The sequence below is a fragment of the [Leptolyngbya] sp. PCC 7376 genome (assembly GCF_000316605.1).
GTDB lineage: Bacteria > Cyanobacteriota > Cyanobacteriia > Cyanobacteriales > MRBY01 > MRBY01.
The window spans coordinates 2828401-2854689 of record NC_019683.1; the positions used below are offsets into that span (position 1 = coordinate 2828401).

A 26289-nucleotide genomic window follows, 5' to 3' on the forward strand; every position below is an offset into this window, starting at 1 on the left:
AGGACTATACTCTCGATTCTGAAACCTTTACAACCTTCAGTATTTTTTTCACATTAAAGGGATTCATTCGAAAATAGCAAAGCCTTCGAGCCAAGATAGTTTATTTGTACTACATTATCATGGGAATTGCCATTACGATACTTTGTACCTCTAATTTTTCTATGTAAGATCGAGCTTCACCAACTCTTCATAAAATATTTAGAACAGTGACTACGTAAGTATTTGGCACAGATTACATCTTCTAAAGCGGCGCAAAGATCATATTATTTGTGACAAGATGTTTCTAGAAGACTCAAACATGTGCATAATTCACGTGAGTTAGATCCAAACAGGGAGAGCATAATGTCAACGATTTTAATTGTGGAAGATGACCCAATTAACATTCGCGTCTTTACAAAGATTTTGAAAAAGCGTGGGAAATTTGAGGTGATTTGCTCTGAGGATGTGGATTATATTCTGACGGTGGCAGGTGAAGGCAAAGTTGATGCAATTGTCATGGACGTTTCGCTCACAGACAGCACCTATGAAGGTGAGTCTGTCGATGGGATTCGTATTACCCAGCTCCTGAAAGCTGATCCAGTAACGCAGAAAATCCCAGTGGTTTTAGTGACAGCCCACGCAATGCAAGGCGATCGCGAGTCTTTTCTCGCAAAAAGTGGGGCAGATGGCTATATATCCAAACCAGTAGTTGATCACCAAGCTTTTGTTGATCAAATGAAAAGTTTAATTGTCTGAGAACCCAGGAGTGATAGCAACAACCGGAACTTTAACGACTCTAGAGAACTTGAGAACGGAGCCATGCGATTGGTAAATATCTCATCTTGCGAAGTGTGGGCACATATGCGCGCTTACTAAAAACGTCATAGTCATTCGCCTCAATCACATCGAGAATTCCTTTGTAGAGCATTAATGCTGACCACACTGGCCAACGCGCGTCAGGGTGTAGAGAGCGGATGCCACTTTCTGCCATGTCGTAATATTTACGAGCCCGAGTAATCTCGAACTTCATTAGCGATCGCCAACGTTCATCTATTACGCCATCAAACAATTCTTTCTCAGAATAATTAAACCGCTCTAGATCTTCTAAAGGCAGATAAACACGTCCCCGCTCTCGATCTTCACCAACATCCCGCAAAATATTTGTAAGCTGGTTCGCAATCCCTAAAGCAACCGCCTCATCAATAGGCGTAGCAAGGGGCTTATTTTTGTCCCAAGGTGCAGAGTTTGTTGGTACTTCTAAGCCCATGACAGAGCCAGACATCAAGCCAACTGTACCGGCAACACGATAACAATAAAGTTTTAAGTCTTCGAATGTTTCATAACGACTGCGGTATAGATCCATCCGTTGACCCGCAATCATATCTCTAAACGGCTGGATATCCAGAGGAAAGCGATTCAAGCTATCTATTAAGGCAACATCCGGGTCAGCAATAGGTTGCCCCGCAAAGACAGACTCTAAATCTCGCTCCCAGCTATCTAGAGTTTCTGGAGTTGTATTCACCGCTTCTGGCCCATCTACCAGCTCATCGGTACGGCGACACCAGACATAAATCGCCCAAATTGCCTCCCGCTTTTCGCGTGGCATCAGTAAGGTGCCTAGATAAAACGTTTTTGAATACTTGGCTGTAATCTTACGGCAGTATTCATAGGCCTCCTCACAAGAAATGAAAGACGAGGCTGTTGGTTGGTAATTCTGAAGTCTAGACAATTGCAGCATGCGTTGCGGGCGAAGTGTCTGGGGAGCGGTTTCTAACTCTCCCCATGGGCAAAAAAAAGCCATAACGATTGTCGCATTGTACGACTCAAATGGGAAATCAATCAGTAAATCTACCGAATGACTCCCAAAATCAAATCGTTATACGGCGACCGATACAGCATCGGTGGTGTTAGAAAGGGTTGTCTCAGCAGCTTTAGCAACTGCTTGGGCGGTTAGTTTTCCAGACAATACAGCGCCTTCCATACTGGCAAGGTAACGCTGCATTGTGTAATCGCCTGTGAGGAAAAAGTTTTTAATGGGTGTCTCTTGGGAAGGACGGAAAGCTTGACACCCTGGAATAGATTTATAAACCGAGCGGGGCGTTTTGACGACATGGTATTTTAGCAATTCTGCTTGATCATCACCGGTAAAGTCATCAGGGAATAATTGCTTCAATTCCTCCATTGTTGCCGCAATGATCTCTTCGTCGGATTTCGAAATCCAATCTTTTGCGGGGGCTAATACCAATTCCAACATGGACTTATCGCTGTAATAGCCGCGACAAGTATTACTCATATCTGCATAAACGCTCAGAAGCGGTGATCGCGAGAACAGAAGATGATCCACATCAGTCAGCTTACGATCAAACCACATATGGAGGTTGATCACAGGCACACCTTCTAAACCATCTAGTTTTTTGAAAAAAGATTGCTCTTGCCAAGCTGAGGGCAACATCACCTTGAGAGGGTCAACAGGCATCGCTGACACATAGGCATCAGCTGTAAACATCTCATCGGGCTGCCCATCTAAGCCCCTAAGCAAAAAGCCTTTAACAGTACCGTCATCATTCAATACAAATTCTTTTAGAGGGCGCTTCAAATGGACTTCGCCACCTCGCTCTGTAATGTAATCAACAATCGGTTGACACAAGCGCTCTGTGGGAGACCCATCCAGAAAGGCCATTTTTGAGCCGTTCTTTTCTTGTAAGAAACGGTTTAGGGCAGTTAGGAGAATTGTTGCAGAAATCTCATCAGGATTGATAAAGTTCAGCGCTTTCGACATTGCGATAAAGACTTCTTTCTCAACACGTTCAGGGATGTTTTGTTTCTGCATCCACTCTGACCAGGAGTATTTATCCATTTCTTCGACATACTTCTGGCCTTGAACCATCGCAGGAATTAGACCTATACCAAACTTGATTTTTTCTTCCCAAGTCAGCATGTCATTGTTTTTCAAAATTGCGAGGACACCATTCACGGGTGCAGGCAAGTCAGGAAAATCGAAGCGAGAGTAAGTTCCAGGGGCATCAGGTTGGTTGAAGATCATCGTGTGTTCTTTCCACTGCAACCGATCTTCAATATCTAATTCTTTAAAAAGTTGGAGCATATTTGGATACGCACCAAAGAAGATGTGTAGTCCGGTCTCGTACCAGTCACCATCTTCGTCTTGCCATGCTGCCACTTTACCGCCTAAAACATTTCTCCTCTCTAACACAATGGGAGTATGTCCTGCATCTACTAGATACTTAGCACAAGATAATCCTGCTAGTCCGGCTCCGGCGATCGCAACACGCATGGTGTAAGGTTTCCTACTCGTAAAGAACGCTTGTTTTGAAAACAATAAATAAGATTATACTTTGCAATTCGTTACATTTGTAGGGAAATCTGCGGATCCGCTTAATCAACAAGCGGTAGAAGATTGTTACTGACACCATAACAAAGGCGTTTAATCCAAGTTTTGTCTTCACGGCGAAGTTTGCCTTCAGCCAATAATCCTTGGATAAGTTGGTAGCGATGTCGTGGTAGAACGCCCTCGGAGGCAACGTCATCAATCACGATTTGAATATAGGCTTGCATCTATCTTTACCCTGTGAGTTCATGAATTTTCCTGATGCCTTAAGTTTGCCGAAATATAGAAAAGAAGTCTGTGACTAGGCAAAATAGCGTAGGTGATATCCACTAGACGCGCAGGGTGATGAAGTCGTTGGTTTCTAAGTGAGCGCCATCACATCGGGAAAAATAACGTCGGAAACCAGTTGCGGTGCAGGAGGTCACTAGCGAAGCTATGAATGGTTAATTCAAGAAGTTGATTACGAGGTTTGCTAGCAATGGCGATCGCACTAATATCCTCTCTAATAGCAATCTCAATGATTTTGCTTAAGGGTGCACCAACCTCAACCGAAGTTTTAACGGTCAAACCAACAGCCTCTAGCTCAGCCTGCACTGCCGCCAATTTGTTTACAGCGTTTTTCTTCAAAGCATCAATCTGCAAGCGTTGGATACCACTATCATCCAAGGCCCAAGACAAATAACACTTTTGCAAAGATCCCTCAGGAGCCTTTTCAGCAAAACGCTTTACTTGAGCAACTAGATGTTTCGCTTCATCACTATCGTTGTAAGGCAATAGTAAATAGCGCCAAAGATGCTGGCATCTCAACGCAAGCTCTTCTCGGGTGTAGGTCGAAACAATCTGAGGACGCAGAATCATCACAGGCTTTTTCAAGGACTTCATGAAGCCCATGCTGGTACTGCCAAACATTTTTTCTTGAATTAAATTCCTAATGGGTGTGCCAACGATAATGACCTCACAACCATATTCATCAATAACTTTACCAATATTGTCTAGGGGCTTCCCGGAAACAACTTCCACTTTGATATCAGCACCATCAGGCACATGCACAAGGGCTTTGGAAAGTAAGGCCTGAACTTCAGTGATTTTTTCTTTGTCAACGCGAGGAATATTTCCTTCTTCCCACAGGGGCACACTATGGAAAAAAACAATTTTTGATAATCCACCTCGCACGAGGTTTTCAATGCAGTCAGTGAGGCGATCTAAACCGTCGGTAAAGTCTGTGCAGATTAAAGCGCTATGGAACATGTAACGTACCGTTGGGAATGTAAAACCAGTGAGAACCTAGTTATCTAACGGTAGCACTTCTCTATTAATGGATTTTAGCGACTCAAAGGAATTAACAAGCTTTAAGGCGATATCCTGTTCAACCCAGTATCCCAAGCTTGGTTTCAAGTTAACCGAGATCGAGAAAGAGGCTGACTATATTCTCTTCGTCTTTTACTTCACTCTCATGGAGTTTATTGGGGAATTGCTGATCCTAACTTTCAGAAGAAACGATAACAATGCAATTAGAGAAGCATGAAATTACAGGATAAAAATGACCATGATTAATTAGACAATGCTTGAACCTTTACAGACCCCATTGATGTTTAATCACTTCTTTATACATATTCTCGCGGGACAACATCTGCTCATAGAGTTTAATAAGATACTCTTGCGCTTGCTCGCGATTCATTTGCTGTACTTGACTTTCAAAAGAACGCAAACTGAATTTTTGCTCTAAGGAAAGTTCGTTTTCACCGGGAAACATAGATTTGCTCCTTACGATTTGGTTTGATGGTGATTCACCTAGAATCTAGGCTACTTGTACTACTCTGACGCTTTTAGAGAGTCTAGTGTTGCATTGAGCTTATTACACATTGTAAACAACTATTGACAAATGTGCATTTCGCTAAATGGCTTCTTCTTTCTTGTAGTGGTTATTTAGAAATTAAATTGCTCGGAGTGAACAAAAGACTGTGTAAAAATACTGGTTTATCGCGGTTTGCGAACAGTTTCACAAGATATGTAAGGCTAAGGATTAGTTGTAAGTAAGGATTGGCAGGAATGTCTGAGTTTCGGATCGGCTGTGCTGTTTGGTCGTATCGAGGTTGGTTGGGGACTTTCTTTCCGGTAGGGAGTTCATCACAAGATTTTTTACGTTTATACGGTGATCGCCTGAGAACTGTAGAAGGAAATACAACATTTTATGCAGTGCCTTCAGAGATAACAGTGAGTCGTTGGCGCGTTAAAACGCCTAAGGATTTTCGGTTTTGTCTTAAGTTTCCACGGACAGTGACCCACCAAGGATTGCTCGTGCCGCAGCTTAAGATTGCTAAAGAGTTTTTAGAGCGAGTCAAGCCTTTAGGCGATCGCCTGGGATGCGTATTTGCCCAATTGCCACCAAGTTATTCTCCAGCGCAATTTACAGATCTTCAAACTTTTTTTCATGAATTAGCAAATTTTGGCGTGCAATTCGGCTTAGAGACCAGACATCTTCATTGGTTTCAGGAGCCTCACAACACCAACCTCATTAACTGGCTTACCACCGAAAACATCACCAAAGTGCTCCTAGACACCAGATCGATCTATAACTGTCCCGATAATCCCCAAGCCAACTCAAAACGTCGCAAACCAAACGTTCCTTTATATCCAGTCAGTACTAGTAACCAAGTCATTATTCGCTTCATCAGTCACCCAACATATAGTTATAGTGAGCCTTATTTAGATATGTGGGTTAAGCAATTAAAACAATGGCTAGACGAAGATAAGCAAATTTATTTTTTTGTTCATTGCCCTATCGAAGACTATTCCCCGGCGATCGCCAAAAAATTCCAGCACAAACTCGAAGCAGCTCAATTACAGATCCCACCATTACCTTGGCAAAAGCTACCCGCAGAGCCACAACAACTTAACCTTTTCTAAGACAAAAACAATCTCTGGAACTCAGCAGAAAAAGGCTGCCATTAATATAGTTTGCAGGTGGCAAAAGACAAGATAGAAAACTCTTCAACAGTAAACACAAGACAAAGTTCCTCAGAAAACACAACATTTTCCTTAAAACCAAAGCAGAAAACGCCACTCTCACGAAAATGAGAGATGTTAAAAACTGTTACAGAAGCCTAAGGAAGCGTATCTCCGTAACGCAGAATAATCCCTGATGGCTGTAGATGGGCCGGAGACATTTTGAGGTCGCTTCTTCCTGAAAAGTGAGACTAAGCCTCGTCTCTTGGGTCGCGTACAAACCAAACATTGGTGATTGTTTGAGCATTTTCGAGCAATAGCAACCCAACCAATGAAAATTTGATAAAAAACCAGTTTAAATTTAAAATCTGGTCATTATTTACTTTATTTATTCTCAATATCTAGAGGAGGAATCCATAGATGAGTATCGTCACGAAATCTATCGTGAACGCCGACGCTGAAGCTCGTTACCTCAGTCCCGGTGAACTCGATCGCATCAAATCTTTTGTTACTTCTGGTGAAAGCCGTCTCCGCATTGCAGAGACCCTAACCGGTTCTCGTGAGCGCATCATTAAGTCTGCTGGCGATGCACTTTTCCAGAAGCGTCCTGACGTTGTTTCTCCCGGCGGTAACGCATATGGCGAAGAAATGACTGCAACTTGTCTTCGTGATCTCGACTATTACCTCCGCCTCATCACCTACGGTGTTGTTGCTGGTGATGTTACTCCTATCGAAGAGATTGGTCTCATTGGTGTTCGCGAGATGTACAAGTCTCTCGGTACTTCTATTGACGCAGTTGCTCAAGGCGTGAGCGAGATGAAGGCTGTCGCAACAGGCATGATGTCTGGTGATGATGCAGCTGAAGCTGGCATTTACTTTGACTACGTCATCGGAGCAATGCAGTAATCATTACGTCAAGTCAGATTGACTAAACTGTGAATACTGTGTCCATGGGTTTACCTCTCTGGAACTTCGTTTAGACCTAATTAAGATAAGGAAATATAACAATGCAAGACGCAATTACTTCTGTAATCAACTCTGCTGACGTCCAAGGTAAGTATCTTGATGGCGCAGCAATGGAAAAGCTCAAGTCCTACTTCGTCACTGGTTCTCTCCGTGTTCGCGCAGGTAGCGTAATCAGTGCAAATGCTTCCGCGATTGTTAAAGAGGCGATCGCAAAGTCCCTTCTTTACTCTGATGTAACTCGTCCTGGTGGCAACATGTACACCACGCGTCGTTACGCAGCATGCATCCGCGACATGGATTACTTCCTCCGCTATGCTACTTATGCAATGCTCGCAGGCGATCCATCCATCCTTGATGAGCGCGTTCTCAATGGTTTGAAAGAGACTTACAACTCTCTTGGTGTACCTGTGGGTTCTCTCATCCAGGCTGTCCAAGCAATGAAAGAAGTCACTGCTGGTCTCGTCGGCGCTGATGCAGGTCGCGAAATGGGCGTTTACTTCGACTACATCTGCTCTGGCTTAAGCTAACTTTTCGCATCTGTCAGGTGCAAGTGATGTAGTACCCGTTTATAAGTTCGGAAGTATGCGCACGCTGTTTAGATCCCTCTAAGCTTTTCGTTGTTAGACAACATTAAAGTTTTGGTGGTCTGAGTGGTGGGACATGCTTCCGAACTTTGTCATATCAGCCTCGATTATAAAATCTGTTTTTTTATAAAAAAGACTGGGTTAAATTTTTAGGAGATCGTCAACCTATGCGGATGTTTAAAATCACGGCTTGTGTTCCAAGTCAAACCCGAATTCGGACTCAGCGCGAGTTACAAAATACCTATTTCACAAAGCTTGTTCCCTACGACAACTGGTTTCGTGAGCAACAGCGCATTATGAAAATGGGTGGCAAAATCATGAAGGTTGAGCTCGCAACTGGTAAGCCTGGTGCAAATACTGGACTCGCTTAATACGCTTGGTGTTCGTTTTTGGTTTGGCTTGGAGAGGTCGGTAGCGGCCTCTCTTTTTATTTTTGAGATCGCACAAAATTCAATCAATTCATGCAGCGATGAACCTGACTAGTTGAACTATATATTCAACGCGAAAAAAAGCCATTAGCTTTTAGTTATTGGATGTAATAGATTGCCAAAGTTCTTCGCGTAGCGGTTGGATTTGACGATCAAACGTTGGTTGATAAACAATTGATGGAAATACACCATTAAACCAAGTGGCGATCGCCACATTTTCGGTCACAGTCCAGAAATCACTGGGATTAACGCCATCAATATGACGACTGATAACATTAAAGCCACTACGAAGACGACGATATTGCCATTCAGGTGCATAGGCACGTAACCATTGTTCAAAGCTTGTGGCTTGGGACATGGAAATAACAAAATCTTGTTGGATATTCGCGAGTATTTCTTCGGACCGCCCAGCTTTAAACCAAGCCTGTTCAACAAGTTCTAAACGTTGATCAGGGTTTTCCCATGCTTCACGTAACAAGGCAATTGCACCATTTTTATCTGGTTTCGGTGTAATCGCATCATCATTTACCAAGAGATTTAAAGCAGCCTTCGATCCGTAACTGGAAAGGTCAAGCTCCGCTAATTCTTGATCTCCAATCCACCAGGCGATCGCTCCTCGGCATTGATGAAGTAATGGATCATCAGGATATTGCTCGAGCAGCAGATTATAGTAATTCATCACTTCGGCAACAACGGCAGGATAGAGCTGGACTAGACCACCTGCTCGCCAAATAGGACTGGTAATAAATTGTGGATCACGAAGCACCTCTAAGGCGATCGCCTTGATAGCGGAGTCTAAATCACCTTGTTCCAGCAAACTTAGGCCTAAACCATAAAACACACCCCGCTTGGCTGGCAACAGACGAGCTGATGCTAAAAATTCCTCTGTTGCCGCCTCTGGTTGTTGACGAGCCATGTATAGCCAAGCTAAGTTAGTATGTCCAAATTCACTGGCAGGAGACAATTTATTGCTGGTCTTAAACCATTGAATTGCCTCATCCATATATTGACCACGAGCTTCTACATCACTTGTCTGCAAACCTAATTCGCCGAGGTTCCAAGCAAGTTGATGAGCATAATAGGGTTCCCAAGGAGCAAGCTGATGGGCTTCTTTGAGTTCTGCGACAAATTTTTCGTAATTCGGTGCTTCTTGATCAAGAGCAGCAAAACCTCGACTCGATTTTTCCCAGGCAATATGAATTGGCAATAGCCACAGGGCGATCGCCCCATATAATCCCAACAATCCTAAGGCGATCAACCTCACCTTGCCAAAAGGTTTTGCCATGAAGAGTATTGCTGGAATCGAAGTTTGAGGTTCACCGTCACGGGTGATCGCCGCCAAAATCGCAATCAGGATGACAAGAATGCCGCTGATACAAACATTATCCAGTTGATAATCCGTTAGACTGAGCGCCCAATAACCAACCAAACCCATATAAATACTGCCGAGCAAAATCCGATCCTGGCGAGGCAAAGAAACAATCTTGTGCCGTATTCGCCAAAGTATCCAGCCTAAAAACAATAAACTGCCAACAAATAGACCAATCCCCCAAATACCTAGCTCTGCCCAAAGTTGCACCGGAGTACTGTGCAGCTGATAAATAATTTCGGATAAACGGCCAGCCTCAATAGGACGGTATTGCTGATAAAGCAGGGGGACATTCCCAAGGCCAACACCTGTCAACGGATCACTTAACCCCATATGCCAGCCTACCTGCGCATTAACCCAGCGGTAATCCAATTCTCCAAATCCTTTGCCCTGCAAAATGGGCATTACCAAACTATAAAGACGGTCATTCAGCAATACAAAAATAATCAGTAATCCTGACGTAATCGCCGCTGCAGAAGCTAACCAAAATTTGCGAATTTGACTAAAGTTCCAGGCAAAGAGAAAAGCGACTATTGAGGCGATCGCCAGTCCGAGCCAACCACCACGAGAACTCGTTGTATAAAGATCCACACCACCAATTGCAACTCCTGTCAGCCACAGCCATCGCCGCCAATCTCGATGTAAAATCGCCAATCCCAAGAGCATCGGTAAACAAAGAATTAAATAGCCAGCCACATAATTTTGATGACCCAAGGGAGCCCAATTCCGGAGGGTCAAGACAGATAAATCGAGCTTTAGCTGCGACCCTGCCAATCCTAAATCCTGTAACCGCGAAATTTCCGGCAAAAATGTTTGGCTAAGCCACAAAGCCAAACTCACCGCAACAAATGCCAAACTTAAATATCCTTGCCCCAAAAACACCCGATATCGCCCAGTCGAACTATTCAGCCATCGGCTTACTGGATACAAGGTCGCGAAAAAACCCAGACTTGCCCAAGCATACCAACGTGCCTGGTGTGGGAATTCTGCACCCAGCGTCGAGATTCCGATACTAAAAAGGATGACTAAAAGTATTTGGTCGAAACCATTACCCAACAGGTATAGACAGCGATTATCCCAAAGCTGCACCAGAAACCAAATCAAGGGGCAAAATAGACCAATTTGCCAGACAAACACCCACGACCATGCTGCCATTAGGCTATGACTATCGGGATAAAGACTAAAAAGAATATAGAAAAACGCCGTAACGTAAGCGAGTAAAGGAGCTGGAGATTTCGCGGAGGGCATAAAATTTTTGTGACGTTAACCAACCCAAAATGTCGGGCTCTCCCATTAAATCTTACTTTTTTAACGATTGTGGCGATCGCCACCGCTAATCTAGGAAATTCTCCTATGATTGGGAGTTGTCACGGAATTTCGGGGAAACCTAAGGAGTAATATCGATGGGACTGTCGCTAGTCGTTGATATCGCTATCGGACTAATTTTTATCTACCTGATTTTGAGTCTCTTAGCATCTGAAGTCCAGGAAGTGATCACGACGATCATGCAATGGCGAGCGAAGCACCTCAAAGAATCAATTGAAACTCTCATTTCAGGCACAACTGACCCTGACGACCCTACGTTATCTGAAGAACAAAAACAAGTTTTACTCCAAGCTCGCGAAAAAGGTCAAAGACTCGCAGGGATTCTCTACAAACACCCCCTTGTAAATAGCCTTAATTACGAAAAAACAGGCAAAATCGCGAAATTCTTCCGTCGCCTCACTCGTATCTTCTTTAATGCCTCAAAAAATGGTGGCCCTTCCGCAATTCCATCAGGAACTTTCGCGACAAGCATTCTACAAACATTAAAAGTTGACACTATCGTTCGGGAAGTGAATGCGGCCAAAGTTGAAGCTTTTCGTCAGCGCATTGATGAAGTCGTAGATCACGCTTGCCAGCACATCGATAATGAGCCTTCCATTCCCCAAGCGATTAAAGCGAGCTTGAGTGAAGCGAAAATGAATAAGGTGCTGGGTATTATTGTGGACGAATTTACCCACAATCAGCTCACCCTCAATCAATCATTTAATAAGATGTACGAGCAGCTCTATCGCTATGTACAGGCTGCGCGAGAAAATTTGCCTGAGAGCAATGATCACCAAAAGATTGTTAAGCGTAAATTCCTCAACGAACTCAACACAATTCGCGAAGAAATTTATCTCGATAAGGAACAGGCAGTTTGGCTCGAAAATACCCAAACCAGTGTTTCTCAGGTTTTACGGGCTTACCAAGAACTAAAACGGGCAAATGATAATCCGGATAGTGTGATCGCCCAAAAATTAGTTGAAGCAAAACAAGGTGCTCAATCACTCCACGGCAAAATCGAGCAAATCATCCAAAATAGCGGCAACGATGATGCAGAGGAAATGTGGGATGTCTTGAATAATGTCCCCGATAACCTCATGAATAGTATGGCGGCGATCGCCGATCAAACCCAAGCCAAAATTGAAGATGTCGAGGAAGGCATCAAGGAATTTAAGCGGGGGGTCGAAAATTGGTTTGATAATGGTATGCAGCGCGCCAATGGTGTATATAAACGTAATTCCAAAGGTTTTGCATTTATCCTCGGTGTGGTTATCGCCGTCGGTGCTAATGTCGACACCTTTTATATGGTGAACCAGTTATCCCATGACTCCGTATTACGCGGAATGATTGCAACTCAAGCATCAAACGTTGATTTTGAGTCTGGAACTCCAGAAGATCGTGAAGCTCTACAAAATCAAAATGGCTTTGAAATTGAAGACCTTGACTTGCCCATTGGTTGGAGTCCCGATAATCAAAGCCAACAAGCTCTTTATCGTCTCGGCATTAAAGACGCAAAAGAAGATCAATATCAGACTGCAGATCCAACGACTGGCGAACCTGAATTAAAGAATTTAGATAAATTCTCCACTATTCAGCGTTCTTGGGGTTGGGTTAAACAAGGCTTTGGCTGGCTCATTAGTGGCGTCGCAATCTCAATGGGTGCGCCATTCTGGTTCGAACTATTGAGTAAAGTTGTGGACATCAAAAATACTGGTGGTGGTGGCCAATCAAGCAGTTCCCAAAACACCCAAGAACAATCCTAAAATCATCATTTTCAAACAGGGCGATCGCCTCAGTTATCTAACCAGAAAAAACTCCTCTTTTGGTTAGATGACAGTTTATTGAAAAAATACATTCTTTTGCTTGCCTAAATTTAGGGTCACGATTGTAGAATAACTACGTTGTATTCTGTGGCACATTTAGTGATTGAACGTTATACCCTCCCTGAAATGGGAAATCTCTGGACAAATGAAGCAAAACTCAAGGCATGGCTCAAGGTAGAAGTCGCAGTCTGTGAGGCACAAGCAGAGTTAGGGTATATCCCCACAGAGGCCGTTGAAGTCATTAAAGAAAAAGCGGATTTTGATGAGGCGCGAGTCCTCGAGATTGAAGCAGAAGTTCGTCATGATGTCATAGCCTTCCTCACCAATGTCAACGAATATGTGGGCGATGCTGGTCGTTATATCCACCTCGGTATGACCAGCTCCGACGTACTTGATACTGCCCTTGCGTTGCAAATGGTAGACAGCATGGATCTCATTTTGAGCTGTGTCGAAGAACTGATCCAAGCTATTCGTTACCAAGCCCAACAGCACCGCTACACCGTAATGGTCGGTCGCTCTCACGGTATCCATGCCGAGCCCATGACTTTCGGGTTCAAGCTAGCAGGTTGGTTGGCAGAAATGCTTCGGAACCGCGATCGCCTATTAGCTGTGCGAAAAGAAATTGCAGTAGGCCAAATCTCCGGTGCCGTTGGAACCTACGCGAATATTGAACCCCGCGTTGAAGCAATTACCTGTCAAAAATTGGGCCTTGATCCTGACACCGCGTCAACTCAAGTTATTTCCCGCGATCGCCACGCCAACTACATGAATCAATTGGCAGTTTTGGCGGCATCTATCGAGCGCTTTGCCGTTGAAATTCGGAATTTACAGCGCACAGATGTCCTTGAAGTAGAAGAATTCTTTTCTAAGAAACAAAAAGGCTCCTCCGCGATGCCTCACAAGCGCAACCCCATTAAATCCGAACGATTAACCGGGATGGCTCGTTTGGTTCGTGGTAATGCGATGGCGGCTCTCGAAAACGTTGCCCTTTGGCATGAGCGCGATATTTCCCATAGTTGTGTTGAGCGTATTGCCCTCCCCGATAGCTGCATTCTCGTTCACTTTATGCTCAGAGACACTATTGGTCTCGTGAAAAATCTCTTGGTTTACCCAGAGAATATGAAGCGCAATATGAATGTTTATGGCGGTGTTATTTTCAGCCAACGCGTGTTACTTGCCCTAGTCGATAAAGGCATTAATCGCGAAGAAGCATACCGTCTTGTACAAGGTTGTGCCCATACAGCTTGGAATACAGAAGGCGGCGATTTCCGCGCCAATGTGAATGCAGACGCGGAAATCAATAAGCACCTCTCATCCGAAGAAATTGATGCTTGCTTCGACCCACAATTCCAAATTCGCCACCTCGATCAGGTGTATCAACGTTTGGGCATTTAATTTTTTTCAATCGAATAATACAACTTCAACTCACAACGGTTGAAGTTGTATTACTTTTTAGTGAAGAGAAACTGACATTTCTTTAGGAGAAATTTGTTCAGGTTAGAATCAAAAAACCTATATAAGATCTGACTGGAGAAACCCATTGGAAATCTCAGAGAAATATCGGCAACCTCTAGAGTGCAGTGCTTGTGCTGATAGTGTTGGGTTGGATTTTGATTTTACAATGGCATTTCAGCCAATTGTCAATACAAAGAAAAAAGAAATTTTCGCCTATGAAGCTTTAGCAAGAGGCCTTAAGAACGAACCGGCAGGTACAATCTTTGACCAGGTAAATAAGGATAATCGTTATCGGTTTGATCAATGCTGTCGTACAAAAGCGATCAAGCTTGCAGCCGATTTATCAATGTCTACATTACTCAGTATTAATTTCATGCCCAATGCAGTTTATCAGCCGGAATCCTGCATTCGAACAACGCTTAATGCGGCTGATGCCTATGGCTTTCCTATTGAAAAAATTATTTTTGAAATCACAGAAAGCGAAAAAGTTGATGATTTAGAGCATCTAAAAAAAATTGTTGCTTATTATCGTGAGAGAGGTTTTAAGACAGCAATTGATGACTTTGGTGCTGGTTATGCAGGTTTGAATTTTCTTTCAGAAATCCGTACAGATATTATTAAATTAGACATGGCTTTGATTCGTAATATTGATCGAGATTCTGTCAAACAAGCTATCATTCGAGGTGTTTTACAGGTTTGCCAAGAATTAAAAACAATTGTTATTGCGGAGGGAGTAGAAACACAAGCAGAGCTTAAAATTCTACAGTCTTTTGGCATTGAGCTTTTTCAGGGTTATTTATTTGCAAAACCGTTATTTCAACAACTTGTAAGTCCTACAAAAATCGACTTCAGTTCGTTATGTTCTGGTAAATAATAGCCCATTTTTTAAGCTTCAGCTAAATTTTCGACAATTACATCTCGTAACCCATCAAGAGTATATTGCTCTGCTTCGATGTCTACTTGCCCAAAGATTTCAAGACAGGTTTGCGACGTTAAAGGGCCAATTGAAGCAAGTTTAACAGGATCAAGTAGATGATGATCGCCACCATTTTGCTCTACTAATTTCCAAAAGTTTTTAACGGTTTTCGAGCTGGCAAAAGTAACCACATCAACAGATTTCCCCTGCAATGCCGACCAGACATCCGACGGAATTGAGCGAGGACAAGCAGATTCATAGGCTGGTGCTTCGACAATAGTTGCACCTTGACTCGTTAATTCTCTTACGAGTACATCACGTCCACCTGTTTCGACACGGGGGAAAAGAATTTTTTGCTCGGCTAATTCTTCAGGGAAATTTTCAACCAGAGAATCAGCCACAAAATTAGGCGGAATAAAATCAGCCTTCAAACCTTCTTTTGCGAGAAATTTAGCTGTCTTTTTACCAACTACTGCAATTTTGAGATTGCCTAAAGCTCTAGCATCTTTTCCTAAAGTACGTAAACGCTTAAAGAAAAACTCCACACCATTCGCCGAGGTAAGAATCAGCCAAGTAAAAGTATTGAGAGTGGCGATCGCCTGATCGAGAGGTTCCCAAGTGGAGGGCTCACGGATTTCGAGGGCTGGCATTTCAAGTACATTTGCACCAATCTCAGTCAATAGCTTGGTAAATTCACTGGATTGAGATGCGGCACGAGTAATTAAAATTGTCTTACCAGCCAAAGGTCTTGTACTTGTTGAACTCATATAATCCGGTCTCAGATTCACCACTTGACCCACAATAATCACACAGGGTGAAAGTTTTTTAGCATCTTGAGTTCGCTGTGTAATTGTACTTAACGTTCCAGCCCAGATTTGTTGATCCAGTAAGCCAGCCGCCCGCACCACTGCAATTGGAAAATCTGGTGATCGCCCCTCATCCTGCAAACGCTGACAAATTTCCCCAAGCTTTCTACCGCCCATTAAAAAAACCAACGTATCTAACTTCGCCAAAGCCGCCCAATCAAACGCATCAGGATTATGCGCTGTGCCCACAAAAAAGCCAGCACTCAATGCTTTATGGGTTAACGGAATGCCTGCTAATAAAGGCGCTGCCAGCACCGAAGAAATTCCTGGCACCACCTCAAACTCACAACCCGCCTCCTTTAACGCTAAAACTTCTGGGTGCGATCGCCCAAAAATATACGGATCCCCCCCCTTTAACCGCACAACTTGCTTATCTAATTGACCATACTCAACAAGTAAGCGATTTATTTCATCTTGAGGCGTACTTTTTTCACCGCCTCGTTTGCCTACATAAACCTGTAAACACCCCTCTGGTACTAGATCTAGTAACTGTTGCGAACCCAACGCATCATACATAACCACATCTGCCGAAGATAGGAGCGATCGCCCCCAAACCGTCAAATATTCCAAACTACCCAAACCCGAACCCACAAAAAAAACCTTTCCCATAACGTCCCTAACCAAACCGCGGCATAACCTTGCGTTAAAATCAGATACTAGAACAAAACTAGACAGAAAAACCTCGAAAACCTAACCCAGTCAGGTCAATATCGAGCATTGTCATAAAGCGCATATGAACTCACCGATTCAGGCTGTCCAAGCACCTTACAGAGGTGGCGGTGGCGGAAATTACCGCACCCCTCCCCCAGACCTCCCCTCCTTACTTCTCAAAGAGCGTATTGTCTACCTTGGTTTGCCACTTGTTTCCCCAGACGAATACAAAGACCAAATCGGTGTTGACGTTACAGAACTAATCATCGCCCAATTGCTTTTCTTGCAGTTCGATGATCCTGATAAGCCCATTTTTATGTACATCAACTCTACCGGAACCTCTTGGTACGGCGGTGATTCCATTGGCTTTGAAACAGAAGCCTTCGCTATTTGTGACACCCTAAACTACATCACCCCTCCGGTACATACTATTTGTCTTGGGCAAGCAATGGGAACCGCTGCAATGATTTTGGCCGCAGGTACAAAAGGTTGTCGTGCGAGTCTACCCCACTCAACGATCATTCTTCACCAAGCCCGCCAAGGTGCCCAAGGACAGGCATCCGATATCCAAATCCGTGCAAAGGAAGTCATCGACAACAAGCGCACCATTATGGACATGATGTCTAAATACACAGGACAGACCATCGACAAACTTGAAAAAGATACTGATCGGATGTTCTATATGACACCGGAACAAGCTCTCGAATACGGCATTATCGACAAAGTACTCGAAAGCTCTCAAGATCTCCCTACTCCTGTACCAACCCTGTCTTAAATTTTCTCTCCTTATTTTTTTCAATTCATTCAGAACAAGGTAAACATAACCCATGCCTATCGGTGTCCCCAAAGTTCCGTACCAAATGCCCGGTCAACCCTATTCTGACTGGATCAATATTTATGATCGTCTCTACCGTGAGCGCATCATTTTCCTCGGTCGCGGTGTGAACGATGCCTTGGCAAACCAAATTATTGCCATCATGCTCTATCTCGACTCCGAGGACCCCAGCAAGCCAATCTATCTCTACATCAACTCCCCCGGTGGTTCTGTGACTGCGGGCTTAGCGATCTATGACACGATGAAACACATCAAGTCTGAGGTTGTCACTATCTGTGTTGGTCTTGCCGCTTCAATGGGTGCTTTCTTGCTCTCCGCAGGTACAAAAGGTAAGCGTTTGGCTCTTCCTCACGCACGCATCATGATTCACCAACCCCTTGGTGGCACTCAAGGTCGTCGTCAGGCTACTGATATCGAAATTGAGGCGAAAGAGATTCTTCGCATCAAGCAACAACTCAATGAGCTTATGGCTGACCATAGTGGTCAAACCGTTGAGCAAATTGAGAAAGATACTGACCGTGATAACTTCATGTCTGCTCAAGAGGCATTGGAGTATGGTCTGATCGATAAAGTTATCGAAGAACGTCCCGCATAATCTTTTTTCGATTCTCCACACTTAAGTCGGTGAAATTTATCCCTAGGTTCTCTTTATTAAGCTTAGGGATTTTTTAGTAGCTTGATTCTAAAGGGAAGTACGCAGAATCCAGCCAATTAAAATTCCAATTCCCGTAAAACGTACGATTTGCCAGAAAGGTTCCTGCCATTTAAGCAGCTTGCTTTCCAGCTTTAGTTCTAAATCTTGAATTCTGCTTATTGTTAGTGACAATTCAGTTTTGATAGATTCTTGTTTAATTACCAGTTCAGGTTGATCCATCATGTCAAGCTGCGATTGCCTTAACTCAGCAATTTCTGCCGTCGCGTCACAAACTTCTTTATAGCGTAATTTTAAAGACTCTAACTCTTGCTCGGCATCGGCGATCGCCATCTCAAGTTCAGAGTCTGGAAAATCCATAGTTGAGAATGAGTTAATCGGGAAAATGCGGACGGAGAGACTCGAACTCTCACGCCGTAAGACACTAGAACCTAAATCTAGCGCGTCTACCAATTCCGCCACGTCCGCAAAATATTAGCCTGATGAATATAGCATAGCGATTCTCAGCTAGACAAGGGGAACTTGAAAAAGATCTTCTGCGTCTGGAAATGCAAGTCAAAATTGACCTAATTTGGATTTGTTTAGCTTGGGACTGCACGCAATGAGACAAGGTTCATCACGTCATCACAATTTTTTGAAAATTAGTATTGTTGCCCTCGAAATTTTAGGGTTTGCTGCGGTCTCGGCGATCGCCCAAACGCCTCCAGATGTTGTCATTGAGTCAGAGCCTGAAGCTAGTGGACAACCAGGCACTGTGGTTACCGATGGCGATCAACGTTTTGTTTGTGAAAATAGCGGTGGCCAGTATACGGTGATGTATCGCCCAGAAAGCCAGCCAGGAGAAAACTACGCTTGGGCTGTGCCGCAAAGTATGGGAGGCGGTTGGACGGCGCAACGTCGTTGTGTTGAAATTAGCCGTCGCCTCGAATCCTATCGCTCTGATGGTTTAGTTGAACTCACTACAGGTCGCGAAAATAATTACGATGTTGTTTGTGTGACCACCGAAGCTAACAATAGCTGCCAAATCGTTTTTACGGTTCCCCAAGGGCAAAATGCGATCGCCACCCGTGATGCCGTTTTTGATAACCTAGCGACAGCCGATGATGGCGTTCAAACCCAAGGCGTAAATACCTTTGGCAGCAGACAAAATAATAACGATGTGTTGGGACAAATTTTCGGGATTTTTGGCGGCAACTCCCAACCGATATCTTCCCCATCAAAAAGCTCTGGCATTAACCTAAAACCTTTCCTCGACCCCAGTGATGGCGGCACTGGATCGGCTCTAGTCAAAGGCAGTATTTCTCCTCATGGCTTCCCCAACAGCCCCAGTTCTAGCCCTAGTCGCCAACTCAATCCCGATTTATTCCGTTAATTTTCCCGTTGTTTACCCGCCCTCTATCTCTGCCGAAAAAGATTTATGATCCATGCGCGGTGAGATGAAGGTGGGGACATGATCAAAATTTATACACAACAGCAACGAGGCGAGACTTGGTTAGAGAAATACCGAGATCGCCCCGTTGTTTTTTGTTGTGGCCTAGGGTTTACCGAAACAGCGTTAATTCCGAATATTTCTGCCGCCGGAGCAACTCCTGAATCTCGAAAATATACGGCGATCGCCGACGCAGAATGTGTCCATCATGGTTTTCAAGACAATGCAATTTATCCCTTGCCTCCTCTAACTGTTGGAGCATCCCCAGCAATTTTATCGCGGGCAATTATTGAAACCTACGACATTCCTACTTACTTGTTTAATACTGGTTTGGCGATCACTCCCGACCCAAAAGCAGTGCCTTTAATTAATGTCGGTGGACGACCTGCACAGTGCGTTTCTACAGGACAAGCTTTGCCCCTCAAGATTGTTCAACATCTATTTGAACAGGGTTTAATTTGGGGCAAAAAACTGGCAGAAAAATATCCAGGGCGATCATTGGTTCTCGGAGAATGTGTCGTTGCCGGAACTACAACAGCTCTAGCTGTCTTAACAGCCTTAGGTTACGCAGCAAAAGGAAAAGTAAATAGCAGCCATCTCGAATGCAATCACGATTTAAAATGGCAAATCGTTCAACAAGGTTTAGCAAAAACGCAGCTTTCACCAAGCATTAATCCGTTTAAAATCATCGCAGCAGTCGGAGATCCAATGCAGGTTTTCGTTGCTGGCATGACGATTACAGCAAGTCAGACCAATGGTGTTTTATTGGCAGGTGGAACACAAATGTTAGCTGTTTACACACTTACACGAGCGATTGCTAAATTTCATCGACATAAATTTCAAGCAGAAAACATTACTGTCGGTACAACTCGCTGGGTAGCAGAAGATCCCACAGGAGATACTATCGGTTTAGCAAACTTGATTGGTGATGTTCTGTTACTCGCAACTCAACTAAATTTTCAACAATCGAAGTATTCACAGCTTCAAGCCTATGAACAAGGCTATGTCAAAGAAGGTGTGGGTGCAGGGGGGTTGGCGATCGCCGCAGTATTAGGCCATGGCGCAACCCAAGATCATTTACTATACAACACCGAAAAAATCTTTTTCCCCTACACAAAAAAGCGGTCTAGAAAATTATCGTCGAGGTAAAACTCCTTTAAGTAGAGAAGCATTAATCAAACAAAAAACGACCATCAAGTCTGTAAATTGTGAAGCTGTCATAAAGTTATTGAACATACCCTAAATATCCTCAGTCAGAAAGAAATCGCAGTCACAAAAGCAAAAACCAATTCTTTTTTAGACTTCCCAAAAAAAGCAACAAAAGTGACTTTTTATCAAGCAAAAACCAAATCATTTTTTACTTGGTAGATGAGACCGCACTTAAGTATAGCAAATCAGGATAAAAATAATTCTAAGATCTTCAAGGCTTGATACTTAGGTGAAATGAAATTCATGAGAATCAAAACTTATGATGCAATTCTTAATCTCAGCAAAGATTTGTTTACGTACACTTAACTCAGCTTAGATAAAGCTCTTTATATCTCACGAGATCAGACTGTAGTCCTAAAAATTTGAGAAGAAGAAAAGTCTTATGACATCATTTTTTGGACAAAAGTATTGAGAGGTTGAATCAAAGCTTGAATTTTTGTATTCTTTGACTGCAAGAATCCAGCAGTATCCACATAACAATCACGCCACCACTGTGCATCTTGAGAGTGGAGAGTGGCCAAGATTGTCGCATAAGAATCAGGCATCTGATCACCCAGATCCTTTACTAAAATCTGCATCACAACGCTACAAACTCTGACATAAGAAATAGCTCTTGCTGAAAGAGGTAAGCTTTGTTCAAGAAGCTTTTCTTTTGCTTTATTTAAATTTTGGATCTCCGCAGTTCTCTTTGGGCTAACACGCCAAACATCTACCGGAGACGAGTCCAAAGAAATACTCATCATCACATTAAAGTATCTATCTTCTAAATTATGCACCACAGAGAATATATAACTTCTCTATAATGATATTATCCTTGGGATAATAGAAAATCCCTGTGATACCTAAGTAACATCAGTGTGAACTTCATCAATATTTCACTGAATAAATATTACAAAAAAAATGGATTTAAATCATTTCTAGTAGTGATTTAAGTCACAAAAATCATATCCAACGAAACTCTATCAAGAAAAAAGCTCTCTAATATTAGAGAGCCATACTCAAACTATTGCCTAAATCTATAAATCTTCGTCAACTAATATCAGTGAGTAAGTTAACTACAGCAAATTTCAGCCTAGCAAGGTGTATGAAGTAGTATAGGTGAGTTGACTGGTGAGGAAGAAAGTAGCATCTTGCCGAAAGCCTACTCATTAGACTTAAGACAGAAAATAGTGGATGCCTACGAAAGGGGTGGTGTGAGTCAAAGTAGTCTTGCCCGACAATTTGGAGTGGCGAAAAGTTTTGTACAAAAGCTCCTCGACCAAAAACGACTGACAGGGTCGATTGCTCCGAAAAAACGAAGCCAACAAACACCTCCCAAATTAAACGAAGAGCATCAAACAATATTGCGCCAGTTGCTCACCAAGAAAAACGATGCGACGCTAGCGGAACTATGTGATGAGATGGAGAAACGCACTGGTCTCCGTGTGGCCAATAGCACCATGCATCGCACCTTAAGAAGAATGGGATATAGCCTCAAAAAAACATTCTATCCAGACCTTAAGGCGACAAAACGAGTGCAACAAGCCAGATATGATTTTTGGCAGAAAATGCAAGCGACTCTAGCGAAAAACTTGATTTTTATCGATGAATCGGGCGTGAACTTAGCCATGACAAGACTGAGGGCACGTTCTGAGAAAGGGAAACGAGCTTATAGTCCGAAATCCAGTAAACGAGGCAAGAATGTTTCTTTGATTGGAGCATTAGGCTTCAAGGGAATGGTCGCTAATTATCATCTGCTGGGGAGTACGGATGGATTAACCTTTGAAGCATTCATCAGCCAGAAGTTAATACCAAACTTATGGGCGGGAGCATGTGTGGTGATGGATAACTGTTCGATTCATTTAGGAGAGTCAGTACGCACAATGATTGAGGCCGTGGGAGCTAAGTTGATTTACCTTCCTCCCTATTCTCCAGATTTTTCACCCATTGAAAATTGCTGGTCAAAGTTGAAAAGTACCTTGAAAAGTATCGGGGCAAGAACTTATCTAGCTCTAGACAAGGCAATTGAGGTAGCTTTTTCCAAGATTACCCTTGATGATATTCGATGCTGGTTTACACATTGCTGCTATTGCACCTCACTCGACTAGAAATTGCTATATTGCCTGAATCTTCTTGAGAAGGTTATCTTCTGACCTAAGAAAATCACTTACTCTATGTCAATCAGTTAATGTGAAAACTCGAATTCCAGAGAATTATTACACTTCCACATTGATATAGGAGTCAATAAAATACTATCAAAATTTTTTTGCTTATTACTTAGCCGTGAGTCGGTAAAATCCAGCTCAATAGAGGTGCATAAATCATGCAAAAGACTGTAATGATACCAGTGAACTGTAATGTGGAAATGAGTTGGGGGTTCATAACTGATTACTCCAGAAGAAGAAATTGTTGTCTTACTTTATCTATCTTAAGTATGACGCTTACGTCCGGAAATTTCTGTGAGCCAATCCTTCACTCTCTAATGTTTTTGATCAAAGCTTAAGGTTATTGAAATTATTCAAAACAATGTCTGTTATCACCATTATTTTGTGATCTGTATCATTTCACCATCTTAACAATCATTAATTTAAGCTTTCAGGCTATATAAAATCGATACTTATTGCTTTCTCTTGGTTAAACAAAAGTAGTCGATAAGAAAGGAAAACTAAGCAATTCTAAAGGATTTAGTATAACTACCTGTTTTGTGAAAGCAGCAGTATTTAAGCTGATCCGAATCTTTACCAAGGCAAAATTTCACCGTTAGCGTGCCAGAAAAGACCTGTATTTTCAAGATTTAGAGGACCCAGACGAGTAGGCAAACCTTTAACTGGTCGTTCTGGCGTGATACCACGCTCCTTAAAATTAGTCATGTGAGTCTGAACTAAACCAGGATGGAGAATTGCAACAGAAATACCACGAGATTTTAGATCGATTGCTATGGTGGAATCGATTTAATCCAAAACATCCTTTAAACACAGCAAAGCTCCCCGAATAGAGGAGCATCACTGGAATTGTTTGTTGCTCAAGTCATGTGTTGCAATGTGAATAACGACCTTTGAACTAGATTTTGCCTAAGTTTTTGACAAACTGACAGCGGATGAATCCATTACTTGACCTGTTTTCTCGGTGACAACAAGCAAATAATCACAACGATCACAGCTTGTCTCCACTAAACTGGGCTGGAAATAACGCCGGATGGCGATCGCCCCACAGTTCGGACAAGGCAAAGAATATGAACAGTCCATGGTAGAAATTCTTCTGAGAAAGAAGAGAGAGAAAGAAATTAGTTGTTGCAAGTACATTAAGTATCTTTTTTTCTGGTCACCCCTGAAGTGACGGTAAGCTCCTTTCTCTGTGAAGTCCATCAGGCGATCGCCCGTTGTGAGATGACAACAAAACATGACTCAGATCACACATCCAACAACCCATTTTGCGCCATATGGCTTAATAACCACCCTGCCATCGTTGCCCGACGCGTTAAACGAGGCACCAATTGGTCAATCGTATAGCCCTTAAACCCAAGCTTTTCTTTTAAGAGCTGTTTATAAGGTTTCGGGATCGAGCGGGTTAATTGCACCGTAGCTGGACGGCTTTCAATAAATAAAGGCGGCTCAGGATATTTTTCTTGCCAGACAGGCTCAACTAAATCGGTGTTCCAGCTTTGCGCCGCTGCATCATAACGATAGCCAAGATAATGCCAGACCAAGCGATGAAGCGTATCATCATCAAGGGTTTCATCAATAACCCCTTGCACAGTATCCGTCGTCAGTGGGGGAAGTTCTGTCATATTTCTAGGCAATATCAATTTCAGATTAATCCAATTTTAAATGAGTGCTGTGTCAACCCAAAAATCCCCATCATGGCGAGATTAATTAAATTTAAATCTGTTGTTAACCCCGCGACCCCAGTTCATGTGGGACATTGAACGACAATTGTCCTGACTCTTTCCCTCTCCAGATTAATGAACATCAAAACCCTGTTGACTCTGTGCCTAACTCCTGCAGCCATCCTTTTCGGACAAGTTGCAAAAGCAGAAATCGAACTTACAACGATTGGTCGCTACAACACAGGTATTTTCGATGATAGTGCTGCAGAAATTTCTGCCTTTGATCCAAAGAGCAAAAAGTTATTTGTGACCAATGCCGCCACGGATCAAATTGATGTTTTAAATCTAATAGATCCGGCAAATCCAGAACTCGAATTTAGTATCGATGTCGAAAATGGTATTAACAGTGTGGCTTTTCATGGCGGTGTTTTAGCTGCGGCTGTCGAAGGAAACACCAAACAAGATCTCGGTGAAGTTCGTTTTTATGATGCAACGGGAAATTTGCTGAATAGTGTTTCTGTGGGTTCCCTCCCGGATATGGTCACCTTCACGCCAGATGGATTGAAAGTCCTCACCGCAAATGAAGGGGAGCCGAGTGAGGATTATAAAATTGACCCTGAAGGTTCCGTCAGCATTATCGATATTTCGACAGGTATTGAAAACGCAACAGTCACAACCGCAGCTTTCACGGCATTGAATAACGTAGAGCTTGACAAAAGTGTGCGGGTTTTCGGTCTGGAGGCAACATTAGCAGAAGATGTTGAGCCTGAATATATTGCGGTTTCAAGCGATTCCACTATGGCCTGGGTTACTCTCCAAGAAGCCAATGCTATTGGTGTTGTAGATATTGTCGCTGGTGAAATTATTGATGTGATTGGTCTTGGGTTTAAGGATTATAGTCAATCAGCAAATCGTCTCGATGCCAGCAATAAAGATAAAGAGATTAATCTCGCAAATTACGATCATCTTTTTGGTCTGTATCAGCCGGATGCGATCGCCGCCTATGAGGTTAATGGAGAAACTTATCTCATCACAGCGAATGAAGGGGATTCTCGGGTGCGTCCCACCGACGATGACGAAATTGAAGGAATTGAAGAGGGAGATATTTTTGATGAAGAAAGTCGCATTGGCAACTTAGATCTTGATCCAACGGCTTTTCCTAACGCGGAAGCATTACAAGACAAATCAGTCCTTGGTCGCCTGAAAGTCACCAATACGATGGGTGATACGGATGGGGATGGTGATTTCGATGAGCTATATGCTTTTGGTGGTCGGTCTTTCTCAATTTGGAATACTTCGGGCGAAATCGTTTTTGATAGTGGCAGCCAATTCGCTTATATTACGGCAAAGCTTTACCCCAATAATTTCAATTCGACAAATGATGAAAATGCTTCTTTTGATAATCGTAGTGATGACAAAGGAACTGAGCCAGAAGGGATAACGGTCGGTCAAATCGGCGATCGCCATTATGCGTTTATTGGACTAGAGCGGATGGGCGGCATCATGGTTTATGACATCACTAATCCAATGGCTCCTTTCTTTGTGAGTTACACTAATGATCGTGATTTTAGCGGTGACGCAGAAGCAGGTACAGCAGGGGATTTAGGGCCAGAAGGTTTACTTTTTATTCCGGCGGCGGATAGTCCCAATGGCGACAATCTTTTAGTGGTGACCAGCGAAGTGAGTGGCACAGTTACTGTTTATAGCGTCACTGAGTAATCT

At 43.1% G+C, this 26289-nt stretch carries 26 protein-coding genes and 1 tRNA gene; 14 read left to right on the forward strand and 13 right to left on the reverse strand.

What is annotated here, in order from left to right; translation table 11 throughout:
- Positions 1–342: 342 nt before the first annotated feature.
- A complete protein-coding gene (locus tag LEPTO7376_RS12590) occupies positions 343–735 on the forward strand; it encodes a response regulator (RefSeq protein ID WP_015134555.1) in 393 nt (130 codons plus the stop codon).
- A 40-nt stretch (positions 736–775) separates the two neighbouring features.
- Here the strand turns inward: LEPTO7376_RS12590 and crtB are convergent, their stop codons facing one another.
- The 5 genes from crtB to LEPTO7376_RS12620 all read right to left on the reverse strand — a co-directional run bounded on the left by crtB (position 776) and on the right by LEPTO7376_RS12620 (position 5078).
- Positions 776–1717 carry a 15-cis-phytoene synthase CrtB gene (crtB, locus tag LEPTO7376_RS12595; RefSeq protein ID WP_041765526.1) on the reverse strand — a complete coding sequence of 314 codons (942 nt, stop codon included), beginning with the start codon at positions 1715–1717 and terminating at the stop codon, positions 776–778.
- Positions 1718–1855: 138 nt separating this feature from the next.
- Positions 1856–3271, reverse strand: a complete 1416-nt coding sequence (gene pds / locus LEPTO7376_RS12600) for a 15-cis-phytoene desaturase (RefSeq protein ID WP_015134557.1) — start codon at positions 3269–3271, stop codon at positions 1856–1858.
- Positions 3272–3372: 101 nt separating this feature from the next.
- The gene (locus LEPTO7376_RS12605) at positions 3373–3552 is read right to left on the reverse strand and encodes a hypothetical protein (protein ID WP_015134558.1); all 180 of its coding nucleotides are present in this window, start codon (positions 3550–3552) and stop codon (positions 3373–3375) included.
- 148 nt (positions 3553–3700) lie between these two features.
- On the reverse strand, positions 3701–4573 hold the full coding sequence (locus LEPTO7376_RS12610) for a universal stress protein (protein ID WP_015134559.1): 873 nt from the start codon (positions 4571–4573) through the stop codon (positions 3701–3703).
- Positions 4574–4898: 325 nt separating this feature from the next.
- Positions 4899–5078, reverse strand: a complete 180-nt coding sequence (locus LEPTO7376_RS12620) for an NblA/ycf18 family protein (RefSeq protein WP_015134561.1) — start codon at positions 5076–5078, stop codon at positions 4899–4901.
- A gap of 296 nt (positions 5079–5374) precedes the next feature.
- Between LEPTO7376_RS12620 and LEPTO7376_RS12625 the strand changes: the two genes are divergently transcribed.
- The 4 genes from LEPTO7376_RS12625 to LEPTO7376_RS12640 all read left to right on the forward strand — a co-directional run bounded on the left by LEPTO7376_RS12625 (position 5375) and on the right by LEPTO7376_RS12640 (position 8192).
- Positions 5375–6232 (forward strand): DUF72 domain-containing protein, encoded by an 858-nt coding sequence (locus LEPTO7376_RS12625; protein WP_015134562.1) that lies wholly within the window; start codon positions 5375–5377, stop codon positions 6230–6232.
- 459 nt (positions 6233–6691) lie between these two features.
- Positions 6692–7177 (forward strand): allophycocyanin subunit alpha apoprotein, encoded by a 486-nt coding sequence (locus tag LEPTO7376_RS12630; protein WP_015134563.1) that lies wholly within the window; start codon positions 6692–6694, stop codon positions 7175–7177.
- 101 nt (positions 7178–7278) lie between these two features.
- Positions 7279–7764, forward strand: a complete 486-nt coding sequence (apcB, locus tag LEPTO7376_RS12635; protein ID WP_015134564.1) for an allophycocyanin subunit beta — start codon at positions 7279–7281, stop codon at positions 7762–7764.
- A gap of 224 nt (positions 7765–7988) precedes the next feature.
- The gene (locus LEPTO7376_RS12640) at positions 7989–8192 is read left to right on the forward strand and encodes a phycobilisome linker polypeptide (protein ID WP_015134565.1); all 204 of its coding nucleotides are present in this window, start codon (positions 7989–7991) and stop codon (positions 8190–8192) included.
- A 151-nt stretch (positions 8193–8343) separates the two neighbouring features.
- Here the strand turns inward: LEPTO7376_RS12640 and LEPTO7376_RS12645 are convergent, their stop codons facing one another.
- Positions 8344–10866, reverse strand: a complete 2523-nt coding sequence (locus tag LEPTO7376_RS12645; protein WP_015134566.1) for an O-antigen ligase family protein — start codon at positions 10864–10866, stop codon at positions 8344–8346.
- Between the two features lie 155 nt (positions 10867–11021).
- On the opposite strand from LEPTO7376_RS12645, the gene LEPTO7376_RS12650 reads away from it, so the two are divergent.
- The 3 genes from LEPTO7376_RS12650 to LEPTO7376_RS12660 all read left to right on the forward strand — a co-directional run bounded on the left by LEPTO7376_RS12650 (position 11022) and on the right by LEPTO7376_RS12660 (position 15078).
- Positions 11022–12689 carry a hypothetical protein gene (locus LEPTO7376_RS12650; protein ID WP_015134567.1) on the forward strand — a complete coding sequence of 556 codons (1668 nt, stop codon included), beginning with the start codon at positions 11022–11024 and terminating at the stop codon, positions 12687–12689.
- A 159-nt stretch (positions 12690–12848) separates the two neighbouring features.
- Entirely contained in the window at positions 12849–14144 is a 1296-nt protein-coding gene (gene purB / locus LEPTO7376_RS12655) for an adenylosuccinate lyase (protein WP_041765527.1), read from the forward strand.
- A gap of 145 nt (positions 14145–14289) precedes the next feature.
- Entirely contained in the window at positions 14290–15078 is a 789-nt protein-coding gene (locus LEPTO7376_RS12660; protein ID WP_015134569.1) for an EAL domain-containing protein, read from the forward strand.
- A gap of 11 nt (positions 15079–15089) precedes the next feature.
- On the opposite strand, the gene cobA is transcribed toward LEPTO7376_RS12660, so the two are convergent.
- Positions 15090–16595 carry a uroporphyrinogen-III C-methyltransferase gene (gene cobA, locus LEPTO7376_RS12665; RefSeq protein ID WP_015134570.1) on the reverse strand — a complete coding sequence of 502 codons (1506 nt, stop codon included), beginning with the start codon at positions 16593–16595 and terminating at the stop codon, positions 15090–15092.
- A 124-nt stretch (positions 16596–16719) separates the two neighbouring features.
- Between cobA and LEPTO7376_RS12670 the strand changes: the two genes are divergently transcribed.
- Together LEPTO7376_RS12670 and LEPTO7376_RS12675 are read left to right on the forward strand one after the other, a co-directional pair.
- Positions 16720–17412 (forward strand): ATP-dependent Clp protease proteolytic subunit, encoded by a 693-nt coding sequence (locus LEPTO7376_RS12670; protein ID WP_015134571.1) that lies wholly within the window; start codon positions 16720–16722, stop codon positions 17410–17412.
- Positions 17413–17464: 52 nt separating this feature from the next.
- On the forward strand, positions 17465–18067 hold the full coding sequence (locus tag LEPTO7376_RS12675) for an ATP-dependent Clp protease proteolytic subunit (protein WP_015134572.1): 603 nt from the start codon (positions 17465–17467) through the stop codon (positions 18065–18067).
- Positions 18068–18154: 87 nt separating this feature from the next.
- Here the strand turns inward: LEPTO7376_RS12675 and LEPTO7376_RS12680 are convergent, their stop codons facing one another.
- A complete protein-coding gene (locus tag LEPTO7376_RS12680; protein WP_015134573.1) occupies positions 18155–18484 on the reverse strand; it encodes a hypothetical protein in 330 nt (109 codons plus the stop codon).
- 26 nt (positions 18485–18510) lie between these two features.
- Positions 18511–18592, reverse strand: a tRNA-Leu gene (locus LEPTO7376_RS12685).
- Positions 18593–18725: 133 nt separating this feature from the next.
- On the opposite strand from LEPTO7376_RS12685, the gene LEPTO7376_RS12690 reads away from it, so the two are divergent.
- Entirely contained in the window at positions 18726–19496 is a 771-nt protein-coding gene (locus LEPTO7376_RS12690; protein WP_015134574.1) for a COP23 domain-containing protein, read from the forward strand.
- Positions 19497–19574: 78 nt separating this feature from the next.
- Positions 19575–20702, forward strand: a complete 1128-nt coding sequence (gene cobT, locus LEPTO7376_RS12695) for a nicotinate mononucleotide-dependent phosphoribosyltransferase CobT (RefSeq protein WP_015134575.1) — start codon at positions 19575–19577, stop codon at positions 20700–20702.
- Between the two features lie 440 nt (positions 20703–21142).
- Here cobT and LEPTO7376_RS12700 read toward each other — a convergent pair whose 3' ends face one another.
- Positions 21143–21541: a hypothetical protein gene (locus LEPTO7376_RS12700; RefSeq protein WP_041763572.1), complete on the reverse strand. Its 399-nt coding sequence runs from the start codon at positions 21539–21541 to the stop codon at positions 21143–21145.
- Positions 21542–21865: 324 nt separating this feature from the next.
- Here LEPTO7376_RS12700 and LEPTO7376_RS12705 point away from each other — a divergent pair, with 324 nt between their 5' ends.
- Complete coding sequence (locus LEPTO7376_RS12705; RefSeq protein WP_015132345.1) at positions 21866–22849, forward strand: IS630 family transposase; 984 nt, start codon at positions 21866–21868, stop codon at positions 22847–22849.
- Between the two features lie 630 nt (positions 22850–23479).
- Here the strand turns inward: LEPTO7376_RS12705 and LEPTO7376_RS28395 are convergent.
- From LEPTO7376_RS28395 to LEPTO7376_RS12710, 3 genes are all read right to left on the reverse strand, one after another.
- A complete protein-coding gene (locus tag LEPTO7376_RS28395; protein WP_264308890.1) occupies positions 23480–23611 on the reverse strand; it encodes a hypothetical protein in 132 nt (43 codons plus the stop codon).
- Positions 23612–23812: 201 nt separating this feature from the next.
- Positions 23813–24142 carry a hypothetical protein gene (locus LEPTO7376_RS26440; protein ID WP_160148452.1) on the reverse strand — a complete coding sequence of 110 codons (330 nt, stop codon included), beginning with the start codon at positions 24140–24142 and terminating at the stop codon, positions 23813–23815.
- Between the two features lie 8 nt (positions 24143–24150).
- Positions 24151–24528 (reverse strand): DUF1823 family protein, encoded by a 378-nt coding sequence (locus LEPTO7376_RS12710; protein WP_015134579.1) that lies wholly within the window; start codon positions 24526–24528, stop codon positions 24151–24153.
- Positions 24529–24702: 174 nt separating this feature from the next.
- On the opposite strand from LEPTO7376_RS12710, the gene LEPTO7376_RS12715 reads away from it, so the two are divergent.
- Positions 24703–26286: a choice-of-anchor I family protein gene (locus LEPTO7376_RS12715; protein ID WP_015134580.1), complete on the forward strand. Its 1584-nt coding sequence runs from the start codon at positions 24703–24705 to the stop codon at positions 26284–26286.
- The last annotated feature ends 3 nt before the right edge of the window (positions 26287–26289 follow it).

Excerpts from the sequence above, each read along its gene's own strand:
- LEPTO7376_RS12630 (WP_015134563.1), top strand. The coding sequence starts at position 6,692 with ATGAGTATCGTCACGAAATCTATCGTGAACGCCGACGCTGAAGCTCGT.
- LEPTO7376_RS12670 (WP_015134571.1), top strand. The coding sequence starts at position 16,720 with ATGAACTCACCGATTCAGGCTGTCCAAGCACCTTACAGAGGTGGCGGT.
- crtB (WP_041765526.1), bottom strand. The coding sequence starts at position 1,717 with ATGCTGCAATTGTCTAGACTTCAGAATTACCAACCAACAGCCTCGTCT.
- LEPTO7376_RS12715 (WP_015134580.1), top strand. The coding sequence starts at position 24,703 with ATGAACATCAAAACCCTGTTGACTCTGTGCCTAACTCCTGCAGCCATC.
- LEPTO7376_RS12590 (WP_015134555.1), top strand. The coding sequence starts at position 343 with ATGTCAACGATTTTAATTGTGGAAGATGACCCAATTAACATTCGCGTC.
- pds (WP_015134557.1), bottom strand. The coding sequence starts at position 3,271 with ATGCGTGTTGCGATCGCCGGAGCCGGACTAGCAGGATTATCTTGTGCT.
- LEPTO7376_RS12680 (WP_015134573.1), bottom strand. The coding sequence starts at position 18,484 with ATGGATTTTCCAGACTCTGAACTTGAGATGGCGATCGCCGATGCCGAG.
- LEPTO7376_RS12650 (WP_015134567.1), top strand. The coding sequence starts at position 11,022 with ATGGGACTGTCGCTAGTCGTTGATATCGCTATCGGACTAATTTTTATC.
- LEPTO7376_RS12625 (WP_015134562.1), top strand. The coding sequence starts at position 5,375 with ATGTCTGAGTTTCGGATCGGCTGTGCTGTTTGGTCGTATCGAGGTTGG.
- LEPTO7376_RS12605 (WP_015134558.1), bottom strand. The coding sequence starts at position 3,552 with ATGCAAGCCTATATTCAAATCGTGATTGATGACGTTGCCTCCGAGGGC.
- LEPTO7376_RS12690 (WP_015134574.1), top strand. The coding sequence starts at position 18,726 with ATGAGACAAGGTTCATCACGTCATCACAATTTTTTGAAAATTAGTATT.
- LEPTO7376_RS26440 (WP_160148452.1), bottom strand. The coding sequence starts at position 24,142 with ATGTTTTGTTGTCATCTCACAACGGGCGATCGCCTGATGGACTTCACA.
- LEPTO7376_RS12645 (WP_015134566.1), bottom strand. The coding sequence starts at position 10,866 with ATGCCCTCCGCGAAATCTCCAGCTCCTTTACTCGCTTACGTTACGGCG.
- LEPTO7376_RS28395 (WP_264308890.1), bottom strand. The coding sequence starts at position 23,611 with ATGACTAATTTTAAGGAGCGTGGTATCACGCCAGAACGACCAGTTAAA.
- LEPTO7376_RS12710 (WP_015134579.1), bottom strand. The coding sequence starts at position 24,528 with ATGACAGAACTTCCCCCACTGACGACGGATACTGTGCAAGGGGTTATT.
- cobA (WP_015134570.1), bottom strand. The coding sequence starts at position 16,595 with ATGGGAAAGGTTTTTTTTGTGGGTTCGGGTTTGGGTAGTTTGGAATAT.
- LEPTO7376_RS12640 (WP_015134565.1), top strand. The coding sequence starts at position 7,989 with ATGCGGATGTTTAAAATCACGGCTTGTGTTCCAAGTCAAACCCGAATT.
- LEPTO7376_RS12675 (WP_015134572.1), top strand. The coding sequence starts at position 17,465 with ATGCCTATCGGTGTCCCCAAAGTTCCGTACCAAATGCCCGGTCAACCC.
- LEPTO7376_RS12620 (WP_015134561.1), bottom strand. The coding sequence starts at position 5,078 with ATGTTTCCCGGTGAAAACGAACTTTCCTTAGAGCAAAAATTCAGTTTG.
- apcB (WP_015134564.1), top strand. The coding sequence starts at position 7,279 with ATGCAAGACGCAATTACTTCTGTAATCAACTCTGCTGACGTCCAAGGT.
- LEPTO7376_RS12610 (WP_015134559.1), bottom strand. The coding sequence starts at position 4,573 with ATGTTCCATAGCGCTTTAATCTGCACAGACTTTACCGACGGTTTAGAT.
- cobT (WP_015134575.1), top strand. The coding sequence starts at position 19,575 with ATGATCAAAATTTATACACAACAGCAACGAGGCGAGACTTGGTTAGAG.